We start from the raw sequence: 11523 nt of genomic DNA on the forward strand, positions 1-11523 counted from the left end.
GTTGACCTGCTGATTCCTACTCGGATCTCGGGAGAAACTTGGGAGATGATGTTGCTGGTGAAGCTGCCTAAGGCCTGGTCGCTCTGGGTCAGGTAGAGGCTTGACCTGTACCTTCTTCGCGAATTCCAGGCGTGGGCGATGCAAGATCCTTGTTCACACCGAAGAGGTCACTGGTTCGAACCCAGTATCGCCCACCCGTATAACAGCAGGTCAGCACAGGTCAGGCCCCCCTTTCTGGGGCGGGCTTGGAGGGGAGCGTCTCTCTTTTTGGGAGAATTCTGGGAGGCGATCTTGGAATCGTCTTCCTTGCTCAATAGTTCGGGGACGCGCAGCTCGACCGTCAGGGTCTTGTGGGAGTGGCGCAAACCGTCCGGGGTGAGGCCAGGAGCGATCGGAGGCGGTGGCGACCGAGACACCGGCGTGCCGGGGACATCACCTAGCCGCACAACCGGCCTGCGGAGGCGTCGGCGCCCGGGCCGTGGAACACGTACTTCAGGTCGTGGCAGGGGCGGTGTCGAGTTCGGCTTTCCAGACCCGGAGCCGGTAGCTGTTGGAACCGCCCGCGTCCGCGGTGATCAGTAGGTGGGTCGCATCGGGGTGGTCGAGGCGACCGCGGGCCTGCCACCAGCGGCGGATCGAGGCGACCGCGAATGTTGAGGTGTCGTGGTCGATGCCGGTGTTCACCCAGCCGGTGTTCGCGCTGATGTCGTAGATCCCATATTGGTCGGACTTCGAAAAGGGTCACGCGATGGCCGTCTCACTTCACGACGCCACGCTTCTCACCGGCGCAAACTCATACACCGCCCCGTGGACGCAACCCCGGGCGGTGAGCTTCGGCTCACCCCTACCCGAAGGCGCACATCAGAGGCGATGCAAGACCAGACACCCGACCTTGCGTATCCGTAACCGGCCAGACACAGGGGCGTCAGGGCTTGACGATAAGACGAAGACATCCCCAAGATAGGCAAGGGTTACCTAACTAAGGCAAGCCTTGCCTAAGAAGCCGTGTCCAGGCCGACGATGGGAAGGCCCTTGAGCACCCTCGCGCTCGACCTGCCCGGCGGGCGCGTCCTGCCGGGCGCGAGTTCCGAACTGCTCGTGCGCTCGTGGAACTGCCCCTTTCGTGACAAGCGAGGCTGAGAAACGATGAAGTTGTGCATGGCGACCGTGTCGCTCGGCGGAAGTCTCATCGAGAAGATCGGTGCGATCGGGGCGGCAGGGTTCGACGGCCTGGAACTGCTCGACGACGACCTCCGGAAGTCCGGCATGACGCCGGAGGAGTGCGCCCGCCGCTGCGCCGACCTGGGCCTCACCATCGACCTCTACCAGCCGTTCCGGCGTGCGGAAGGGGTTCCCGGGGACGAGTTCCGGAAGGTCCTGGCCCGCTTCCGGCGGGAGCTCGAGGTGATGCGCAGACTCGGCGCCGACTCGATCCTGGTGGTGTCCAACACCGATGCGGACGCCGACGGCAGCCGCGACCTGTCGGCGAGCCAACTGGCCGCTCTGGGGGACGCGGCCGCGGAGCACGGGATGACGGTGATGTTCGAGGCGTTGGCCTGGGGCACCCACATCAGCCGGGTCGCCGACGCCTGGGAGACCGTCCGGTACGCGGATCATCCGAACGTCGCCCTGGTGGTGGACACGTTCCACCTGAACGCCGCGGGGGAGGACGTGTCGGTGCTGGCGGGGCTGCCGCGTGATTCCGTGGGCTTCTTCCAGGTGGCCGACGCGCCGTGGCTGTCGATGGACGTCATACTGTGGAGCCGCGGCCACCGGTGCTTCCCGGGGGAGGGGGAGTTCGACGTGCTGACTCCGGTCGCGTCGGCGGTCGCGTCCGGCTACCGCGGACCGCTGTCGCTCGAAATCTTCAACCCCGGATACCGGGAACGTCCGGCGACCGAGGTCGCCAAACTCGGCGCCGACTCCCTGCGGCAGCTCGTCGACGAGCTGGCGAAGCGGGCCGCGGGGCCGGTCGCGCCCGGGGGCGATCACGGCTGAGCCCGGTAGCGATCGAGGTACTCGGTCGGCGAGATGCCGAAATGGCTCTTGAACACGCGGCGGAAGGCGTTGGCGTTCGTGTAGCCCACCCGGTGCGCGACCGCCTCGGGGGCCGCGTTCGAGCGCAGCAGGATGGCGGCCGCCTCCATCCGGTTGCGGATCCGCCACCGCCGCAGCGTCATGCCGGTCTCGGCCTGGAACATCCGCTCGACGGTGCGCACGGAGGTGTGCACCGATTCCGCGAGTTTCTCCACGCCACGGATGTCGCCGGGGTTGAAGCGCAGCGCCTCGGCGATGGCCCGTGCCGGTTCGCTGGTCGGCATCGGCAGCACGGCGGACAGCACGGGGCTCTCCTCGATCAGGGCGAGGATCTGCCGGGCCAGGTTCGGCGTGGGCTTGATGATCGTGTTCCACGACACCGTATACGCCAGCATGAGCATCCGCAGGTCCTGGTCGACGGTGACCAGGGTGGGCTCGGTCAGCGTGGTGGCGGTGTCGGCGGCCTCGAAGAACAGCGGCATCGTCACCGAGTCGGCCCGGACCGTGAACTCGTGCCGTACGCCGACCGGGATCCACAGCGCGTACCCGGCCGTCAGCGTGCGGCTGTCGCCGCCGACGATGAGGTCGGTGTCTCCGCAGACCTGCCACAGCAGGACGTGCAGGCGGTCCTCGTGCTGCTCGGGAATGGTGACCGCCGGCATCCAGATGCGCCAGGGCGCGGCCGCGTCGCCATACGTGCGCTGAGACATTTCGTCTACCTCGGGTCCGGTTCTGTCGCATTCTGCGCGACGTCTGTCGGAATCGGTGCACAGTAGAAAGTTAGGTTCGCCTAACCTTACTTCGAGCGCATGTCGCGTAGGTACACACCAGACGGCCGGCGTCGTCGGACAACCGAGAGGACCCCCATGACCAGCTCCATATTCCGCCGCGGCAGACGGTGGCGTCTGGCCCCCGCCGTCGCGTTGACCGCGCTCCTCGCGCTCACCGGCTGCGCTTCGACCGAGGACGAGCCCAACCCGGCGAGCAGCAGGCCGGCGGGCCTGCTCCCGGCGGCCGAGGGCACCACGAAGTACCCGCTGACGCTGAAGACCTGGGCGGGGGAATCGACCCTCCAGAAGCGCCCCGAGCGGATCGCCGTCATCGGCATGTCCCCCAACCTGGACGCGCTCCAGTCGCTCAAGGTGACCCCGGTCTACACCCTCACCGAGGACCCCGTCGTCGGGTGGCGCGACAAGGCCTGGGCACAGAAGATCGAGAAGGTGGACACCGCCACCCGCAGGGACGACACCCCCTTCGAGGGCATCGCCGCGGCGAAGCCCGATCTGATCATCGCCGTGGGCGCGGTCGTGGACGAGGCCGAGTTCAAGAAGCTGGCCGACATCGCGCCGGTGCTCGAAACCGAGAAGGAAGAGGAGATCTCCTGGCAGGACCGTCAGCGCCTGGTCGGCACGACGCTGGACCTCGCCGCCGCCGCCGGCACGCTGGTCACCTCGGCCGAGCAGGCGATCGCCGCGGCCGCCAAGGCGCACCCGCAGTTCGCCGGCAAGACCATCACCATCGCCAATGACTACGGCCCCCAGCACGGCCTGTCCTACTACACCGTGGCCGGCAGCATCACCGAAGGCGTCATGACCAACCTGGGTTTCACGCCGAACCCCAACGCGAAGAAGTTCGTCGACGAGGACGTGGTCTCCGACGAGAACCTGGGCCTGCTGGACGCCGACCTGCTGGTGGTCGTCTACGCCAGCGAGGCGTTCCGCAAGACCCGCGAGGCCAAGCCCCTCTTCAAGGCGCTCAAGCCGGTGACCGAGGGTCGCTACGTCGCGCTCACCCTGGTGGAGAAGGACCCGACCAAGGTCACGAACGCCACCGGACAGCAGGTGGACAACGTGACCTGGATGCTGCGGATGGGCGCCAGCGCGACCAGCCTGCCCTGGGGCGTCAAGGTGATCGCCGACCAGTGGTTGGCCGGCGCCAAGCTGTCCTGACCCAGACCGCACGGGATGTCGGGACCAGGGGCGCCACCGCGGCCCTGGTCCCCGCCCCGACCGCTACCCGCAAGGAAGGCCGTGCCGCCCACCTCCACGCACCAGCCGCCCGTGCAGCCCGCCCTCCCGGACGCCGTGCCCGCGCCGTCGCTGTACCGCCGCCGCGCGGTGGGGCTCCTGGTCATCCTGGCGGCCCTCGGCATCGCCGGGCTGCTCAGCATCGCGTTCGGCGCCAACCCGCTGTCGCTCCCGACGGTGTGGGGAGCGCTGTGGGAAAGGGACGGGAGCGAGGCGTCCAACATCGTCTGGACCGTCCGGCTGCCCCGCACCCTGCTCGGTGTTCTCGTCGGCGCGGCGTTCGGGGTGGCGGGCGCGCTCATCCAGGCGCTGACCCGCAACCCGCTGGCCGACCCCGGCATCCTGGGCGTCAACGACGGTGCCAGGTTCGCCGTCACCGTCGGAGTCGGGTTCTTCGGCCTGACCAGCATCAACGGCTACATCTGGTTCGCCTTCCTCGGCGCGGCGGCGGCCACGGTCCTGGTCTTCCTGATCGGCTCGGCCGGGCGCGGGTCGGTCTCGCCGGAGACGCTCGTGCTGGCGGGGGTGGCGCTGGGCGCGGTGCTCAGCGGGCTCTCCAGGTTCCTGACGTTGATCAACGAGGAGACGTTCCGGGCGATGAACCTCTGGGGGCTCGGCTCGATCGCGGGCACCGGCCCGGACGAGATCCTCGCCGTCCTGCCGTTCATCCTGCTCGGCCTGCTGATCGCGATCCTGCTCGCCGGGTCGCTGAACTCCATCGCGCTCGGTGACGACCTGGCGGCCTCACTGGGCACCAAGGTCGGGCGCACCCGGGTGCTGGGTGTCGTCGCGGTCACCCTGCTGGCCGGCGGCGCGACCGCGCTGACCGGCGGGATCGCGTTCGTCGGGCTGATGGTGCCGCATGTCGCCCGCTGGTTCACCGGCCCGGACCAGCGGTGGATCATCCTGTACTCGGCCCTGGCCGCCCCGGCCCTGGTGCTGGGGGCGGACGTCGTCGGGCGGGTGATCGCCCGCCCCGGAGAGATCGAGGTGGGCATCGTGACCGCGGTGATCGGGGCACCGGTGCTGATCGCGCTGGTGCGGCGGCGGATCGCGAGCGGGTTGTGAGCGCGGGCCGCGTCGCGTTCGGGTACCGCACCCGGACCCTGCGATCGCGCTGGGTCTCCGGCCGCGTGGGCCTCCGGTCGGTGGTGGTCTCGACCGCCCTGTTCCTGACCGCCCTGGGCCTGGGCGCCGTCGCTCTCACCCACGGCGACTATCCGCTCACCCTCCAGCAGGTGTTCGCGGCGCTCACCGGCGCCGAGCAGGGCTTCGAGCGGACCGTCGTCCTCAAGTGGCGGCTGCCGATCGTGATCGCCGCCGTCGTCTTCGGAGCGCTGCTCGGCATCGGCGGAGCGATCTTCCAGTCGCTGACCCGCAACCCCCTCGGCTCCCCCGACGTGATCGGGTTCGACGCCGGCTCGTACACCGCGGTCGTGGTCACCATCCTGGTGATCGGGAAGGGCGGCTACTGGTGGGTCGCGTTCGCGGCGATCGCCGGCGGGCTGACGACCGCGTTCGTGGTCTACGTCCTGTCCTACCGGCGCGGCATCCAGGGCTTCCGGCTGATCATCGTCGGTATCGCCGTCTCGGCGATGCTCGTCTCGGTGAACTCCTACCTCATCACCCGAGCCGAGATCGAGGACGCGATGACCGTGGGGTTCTGGGCCGCCGGCTCCCTCGCCCGCGTCACCTGGACCCCGCTGGTCCCGGCCCTGGCGATCGCCGCGGTGCTCATCGTCTCGGCGGCCCTGCTCGCCCCCGCGCTGCGGCGGCTGGAGATGGGCGACGACGCCGCCGTCACGCTGGGCACCCGTCCCGGACCGGTCCGGCTGGGACTGATCGTGACGGGCGTCGCGACGGCCGCGGTGGTCACCGCCGCCGCCGGCCCGATCGTCTTCATCGCCCTGGCGGCACCCCAGCTCGCCCGCCGGCTGACCCGCTCGGCCGGGGTGGGCATCCCGGCCGCGGCCGGGATGGGAGCCACCATGCTGGCCGGCGCCCACCTGCTCTCCCTGCTCATCGCCCAGGCGTACCGGCCGGTACCGGTCGGGCTGATCACGCTGTGCCTGGGCGGCGGCTACCTGATCTGGCTGCTGATCCGCGAGACCCACCAACGGTACGGGCTCACCCGGTGAGCCCCGCGAAACCTGCGAAGGACGAGATGACCGACTCACCCGGGACGGCGGACCCCGCGGCCGGCCGTCCCCGTGTCGTCGTCGATGACGCCACCATCGGCTACGACAAGCGCACCATCTCGGAACGGCTGTCCATGGAGATCCCGGACGGGTCGTTCACCGCGATCATCGGCCCCAACGGCTGCGGCAAGTCCACCCTGCTGCGGGCGCTCGCCCGGGTGCTCGCCCCCAGCAGCGGGACGGTGCTGCTCGACGGCAAGGCGATCGGCGCCTACAAGTCCAAGGAGGTCGCCCGCCGGCTCGGGCTGCTGCCCCAGAGCTCGCTCGCCCCGGACGGCATCCGGGTGGCCGATCTCGTGGCCCGGGGCCGGGCGCCGTACCAGAACCTGATCCACCAGTGGCGCCCGTCCGACGAGGACGCCGTGGCGGCGGCCCTGGCGGCGACCCGCCTGACCGAGCTGTCGGGGTGGCTGGTGGACGAGCTCTCGGGCGGGCAGCGGCAGCGGGTGTGGGTGGCGATGCTGCTGGCCCAGGACACCCCGATCATGCTTCTCGACGAGCCCACCACGTTCCTGGACATCGCCCACCAGTACGAGCTGATGGAGCTGTTCCGCGACTTCCACGACCAGGGCAAGACCATCGTCTGCGTGCTGCACGACCTCAACCAGGCAGCCCGCTACGCCGATCATCTGATCGTCATGCGCGACGGGCGGATCGTCACCACCGGGACACCGCGCGACGTCATCACCGCCGAACTCGTCGAATCCGTGTTCGGGCTGCGGGCCCTCGTGGCGCCCGACCCGGTCACCGGCACCCCCAGCGTCACCCCCCTCGACCCCCGCACGGCGACGGTCCACCCGGTGGAGCCGCGCGACCCCGACACCGACCACGAACCCTCACCACCGCGCCGACAGGAGAAGGAGAGCACCCGATGAACCGCGAGAAACTCCCGAGGTTCACCGGCCCGAACCGGACCGGTGAACTCCAGTTCAACTACATGGACCGCCTCGTCGTCCGCGACCTGGAGGTGGCGCGGGCCGAGGACATCACGCCCCGGTACCGGCGCATCGTGCTGGTGGGCGACTGCCTCGCCGAGGGCTTCCCGCTGGCGCCCTTCGCACCCGACCACGTCCGGGTGTTCTTTCCCCATCCCGAGACCGGCGAGCTGGTGTCGCCGCGGGAGCAGCCCGACGGCCGGTGGGTCAACGTGGGCGGCGACGGCGACCCGATCCACCGCGACTACACCGTCCGGGCCTGGGACCCCGAGGCGCGTGAGCTGTCGCTCGACTTCGTCCTGCACGGCCACGGGTTCGCCAGCGTGTGGGCGAGCAAGGCGAGCGCCGGTGACCGGCTGGTGGTGAACGGCCCGAGCGCGAACTGGCTGCTCCCGCAGAACTACCCGCGCTATCTCGCCCTGGGCGACGAGACCGCCCTGCCGGCCATCGCGCGGATCATCGCCGAGGCGCCCGCCGAAGCCCACGTCACGGCCCTGGTCGAGATCCCGGACGCCGGTGAGCGGCAGCAGCTGACCGGCGCGGCCGAGGTCGACCTGCGCTGGGTCCACCGCGACTCCGCTCCGGTGGCCGAGGGGCATCTCAGCGCCCTGGAGACCGCGCTCCGGGCGTGGCGGCCCCCGGCGGACCCGGGCACCCTGTTCGTGTTCGCGGCGGGGGAGACGGAGTCCATGAAGCCGATCCGGCGGTACCTGCGGCGCGAGGTCGGCCTGACCAAGGATCAGGTCGTCGTCGACGGGTACTGGAGACGCGGTGTGGGTGGCTTCGACCACCACGACGCCGACATCGATGACAACTGACGCGCCCGCGGAGCGGAAGTGGGGCCGGTTCGAGGCCCCCGCCGTTCCCGACGACGAACCGCGGCTGCGCGTCGACCCGGCCGGGCCGCCGGCCCGGCTGACCCGGGCGATCATCACCTCGGCCTGGCAGTACGTCCTGGCGGGTTCTCTCCTGCGGACGCTGTACAACGTCACGAGCGTGCTGCTGCCCGTCGCCGTCGGCAAGCTGATCGACTCCGTCGTCGCCCCGGCGGTCGACGGCGCGAGCGCCCGGGAGATCGCCGGGCCGCTGGCCGGCTGGACGGGCGCGCTCATCGCCCTGTACGTGCTGATGAACCTCGGCTTCCGCTTCGGCGGGCGTCTGGGGTGGTACGGGGTGCAGCGCGCGCATTACGAACTCTCCCAGTACACCCTGAAACGGGTGCTCGACGAGCGGGATCTGGGTACCGCCGCGCACCCGCCGGGCCGGCTGCTGTCGCTGACGACCTCCGACACCTTCCAGGCCTGCCAGGCGATCTACGTCACGATCTACCCGCCCGGCGAAATGATCGGGCTGCTGGCCGCCGCGGCTGTGCTGTTCTGGGTGCATCCCGCCCTCGGCATCGGCGTCGTCCTGGTCCTGCCCGTCGTGCTGGGGCTGATGCACCTGGCCGCCCACCCGCTGCGCCGGCGCGGCAAGGACGAGCAGGCCGGTCTCGCCGACGCCGCCGCCGAGGCCGCCGACCTGGTCGCCGGCTTCCGGGTCGTCCAGGGCCTGCACGCCCAGCGCACCGCCACCGACCGGTACCGGAAGGTCAGCCAGGACGCGCTGCGGGCGAGCCTGGCGGCCCGGTCCGTGGAGGCGGCGTTCGGCGGCGCCAGCGCCGCGATCGGCAACCTGTTCGCCGCCGTGGTCACCATCGGGGCGGCGCTGCTGGCCTTCGGCGGGCACATCACCGTGGGGCAGGTGGTCATGGTGTCGTCCATCGCCATCACCCTGATCGGTCCGCTCGACGCGCTGATCTCCGTCCAGGGGGAGATCTGGGCCATGTCGCAGGCCTCCGCGGAACGCGTGCTCGACCTGCTCGCCACCCCCCGGAAGACGACCGGCCCGGCGACCGACGCGCCCGGCCGCGACGAGGAGCCGGCCCTGGAGTTCCGGGGCCTCGCCCTGACCGACGGCACGGTCCTGGACGGGCGGGTCGCCCCGGGCGAGTTCGTCGTCCTCGACCTGCCCCATGCCGACCGCGGGGCGCTCGGCGACCTGCTGGCGCTGCGGGCCGCACCCGCCACCGGAGAGATCACCTTCGCCGGCCTGCCGCTGGCGGAGCACTCCTCGGTCCGCTGGCGCGAGCGGGCGCTCATCGCCCCGCACACCCCGGCGCTCCTGCCCGGGACGGTACTGGACAACGTCCGCGCCACCGGGGACGAGCCGGTCCCGGCCGACGCCGCGCGGGCGGCCCTGGAGGCGGCGGCACTGGCCGCCGCGGAGCTGCCCGACGGGTACGACACGGCCGTGGGCTACGGCGGATGGCAGCTGTCCGGCGGGCAGCGCCAGCGCATCGCCCTGGCCCGCGCGGTCGCCGCCGACCCTGAGCTGCTGGTGCTCGACGAGCCCACCACCTCGGTGGACGCGGTCACCGAGCACGCGATCGCCACCGCCGTCCGGGCCTGCCGGGCCGGACGGACCACGCTCGTGCTGACCTCGGCGCCGGCCTTCCGGGCGGTCGCCGACCGGGTCATCACCGTCAGACGGGAAACGAGGATCGATGTCTGAGCCGGTCACCGCGGAAGCGCGCGAGACGCTGCCGGTCGCCTCGGGCCGCACCGTCGCGACCTGCGTCTGGCGGATGCTCGCCGGACGCCGCCTGGCGTTGTGCGGGATCGTGGCGCTCTTCCTGGCCGAGGCGGGCCTCGCGCTCGTCTTCCCGCTGGTGATCGGCAACCTGGTCGACACCGCGCAGGCCACCGCCGCTGCCGGCTCCGGCGTGCCGGGGTCGTTCTGGTGGCAGGTCGCGCTGCTCGCCGCGACCGCGATGGCGGCCGGGGCGGTGACCTGGGTCGCCGTCCGCGCCCTGGCCCGGCTGGCCGAAACGGTCGTCGCCGAGCTGCGGGAACGCTACGTCGGGGCGGCGCTGGACCTGCCGCGGGCCACGATCGAGGCGGCCGGCACCGGCGACGTCGTCACCCGCGCGTCCGACGACATCGCGCAGGTCTCCGGCACGCTGCCCGAGGTGCTGCCGCGGCTGACCGTCTCGATCCTGACGATGACCCTGGTCTCGGGCGCCCTCGCCGTGCTCGACCCCTGGTTCCTGGCGGGCTTCGCCCTCACCTTCCCGCTGTACGTCCTCACCGTACGGTGGTATCTGCGCACGGCCCCGGGCGTCTACGTCGCCGAGCGCGCCGCGGAGTCCGCCCGGGGACACGACGTCCTCGGCACCCTGACCCAGCTGCCGACGGTGACGGCGCACCGGCTCGAACACCGCCAGCTGGACCGGATCAAGGCGGCGACCTGGCTGACCGTCAGGTGGGCGATGCGCACCCGGATCGTCCAGAACCGGCTGTTCGGGCACCTCAACGTCGCCGAACTCCTCGGGTTGCTCGCCGTGCTCGGCATCGGTGTCCGGCTCGCCCTCACCGGCGAGACGACGACCGGCGAGGTCACCGCCGCGGCCCTGCTGTACCTGCGCACCATCGTCCCCATCGCGGAACTGCTGTTCCTGATGGACGAACTCCAGTCGGCCCTCGCCTCGCTCGGGCGCATCATCGGCGTCACCACCGCCCGCGCGGACGCCGCCGACGGGGCGGGGAGCGGCGCCGGGACGGAGACCGGCCCGGCCGTGGAGCTGACCGGCGTGCATTTCGCCTACCGGCCGGGCCGGCCCGTGCTCTCCGAGATCCACACCCGGATCGAGCACGGGACGACGCTCGCCGTGGTCGGCCCCACCGGGTCCGGCAAGTCCACCCTGGCCGCCCTGGTCGCCGGCGTGCACCACCCCACGGCGGGCGACGTCGTCCGCCGGGTCGATCCACGGCGGATCGTCACCGTCACCCAGGAGACGCACGTGTTCGCCGGCACCGTGCGCGACAACCTCACCCTCACCGCGCCCGAAGCCACCGACGACCAGGTGGCCACGGCGCTGAAGCAGGTCGGCGCCGACCACATCGTCGATCTGCTGCCCGACGGCCTCGACACCGAGGTGGGCGACGGCGGCCTCGCCCTCACGGCCGCGCAGGCGCAGCACCTCGCCCTGGCGCGGCTGGCGCTCGCCGACCCGCTCCTGGTCATCCTGGACGAAGCCACCGCGGAGGCGGACACGGCCGACACCGCCGTGCTCGACCGGGCGACGGCCGGCGTGACGGCGGGCCGGGCCGCTCTCGTCATCGCCCACCGGCTCTCCCAGGCCCGCGCCGCGGACCGGATCATCGTGCTGGAGGGCGGACGCCTGGTGGAGACCGGCGCCCATGACGACCTGGTCGCCGCGGGCGGCCGGTACGCCACCCTCTGGGCGGCCTGGGACGCCGGCCGGCGGTGACCCCGCCGGCCGGC

The 11523-nt window shown here is 71.5% G+C and carries 9 protein-coding genes and 1 pseudogene; 8 read left to right on the top strand and 2 right to left on the bottom strand.

The genetic code is table 11. The features are described from left to right. Window positions 1-516: 516 nt before the first annotated feature. Window positions 517-732: pseudogene (locus DPM19_RS00805) on the bottom strand (ISAzo13-like element transposase-related protein); the annotation flags it as partial. Between the two features lie 426 nt (window positions 733-1158). Between DPM19_RS00805 and DPM19_RS00810 the strand changes: the two are divergent. After that, window positions 1159-1998 carry a sugar phosphate isomerase/epimerase family protein gene (locus DPM19_RS00810; protein ID WP_199484757.1) on the top strand — a complete coding sequence of 280 codons (840 nt, stop codon included), beginning with the start codon at window positions 1159-1161 and terminating at the stop codon, window positions 1996-1998. Here DPM19_RS00810 and DPM19_RS00815 read toward each other — a convergent pair. Next, entirely contained in the window at window positions 1989-2747 is a 759-nt protein-coding gene (locus DPM19_RS00815) for an AraC family transcriptional regulator (RefSeq protein WP_111862796.1), read from the bottom strand. The two genes, DPM19_RS00810 and DPM19_RS00815, sit on opposite strands and share 10 nt — an antisense overlap. A 156-nt stretch (window positions 2748-2903) precedes the next feature. Between DPM19_RS00815 and DPM19_RS00820 the strand changes: the two genes are divergently transcribed. The 7 genes from DPM19_RS00820 (at window position 2904) to DPM19_RS00850 (ending at window position 11509) form a co-directional block, all read left to right on the top strand. Continuing rightward, window positions 2904-3986, top strand: a complete 1083-nt coding sequence (locus DPM19_RS00820; protein ID WP_111862797.1) for an ABC transporter substrate-binding protein — start codon at window positions 2904-2906, stop codon at window positions 3984-3986. An 81-nt stretch (window positions 3987-4067) separates the two neighbouring features. Next, complete coding sequence (locus tag DPM19_RS00825; RefSeq protein WP_233509735.1) at window positions 4068-5132, top strand: FecCD family ABC transporter permease; 1065 nt, start codon at window positions 4068-4070, stop codon at window positions 5130-5132. Beyond that, on the top strand, window positions 5129-6202 hold the full coding sequence (locus DPM19_RS00830) for a FecCD family ABC transporter permease (RefSeq protein ID WP_111862799.1): 1074 nt from the start codon (window positions 5129-5131) through the stop codon (window positions 6200-6202). Before DPM19_RS00825 ends, DPM19_RS00830 begins: the two co-directional genes overlap by 4 nt. 26 nt (window positions 6203-6228) lie before the next feature. Further along, window positions 6229-7137: an ABC transporter ATP-binding protein gene (locus DPM19_RS00835; protein WP_111862800.1), complete on the top strand. Its 909-nt coding sequence runs from the start codon at window positions 6229-6231 to the stop codon at window positions 7135-7137. After that, complete coding sequence (locus DPM19_RS00840) at window positions 7134-8015, top strand: siderophore-interacting protein (protein ID WP_111862801.1); 882 nt, start codon at window positions 7134-7136, stop codon at window positions 8013-8015. Before DPM19_RS00835 ends, DPM19_RS00840 begins: the two co-directional genes overlap by 4 nt. Further along, complete coding sequence (locus DPM19_RS00845) at window positions 8005-9750, top strand: ABC transporter transmembrane domain-containing protein (RefSeq protein ID WP_111862802.1); 1746 nt, start codon at window positions 8005-8007, stop codon at window positions 9748-9750. The genes DPM19_RS00840 and DPM19_RS00845 overlap by 11 nt, the downstream gene beginning before the upstream one ends. Next, a complete protein-coding gene (locus DPM19_RS00850) occupies window positions 9743-11509 on the top strand; it encodes an ABC transporter ATP-binding protein (RefSeq protein WP_111862803.1) in 1767 nt (588 codons plus the stop codon). The genes DPM19_RS00845 and DPM19_RS00850 overlap by 8 nt, the downstream gene beginning before the upstream one ends. Window positions 11510-11523 lie beyond the last annotated feature (14 nt).

Source organism: Actinomadura craniellae (assembly GCF_003289645.1).
Lineage (GTDB): Bacteria > Actinomycetota > Actinomycetes > Streptosporangiales > Streptosporangiaceae > Actinomadura_D > Actinomadura_D craniellae.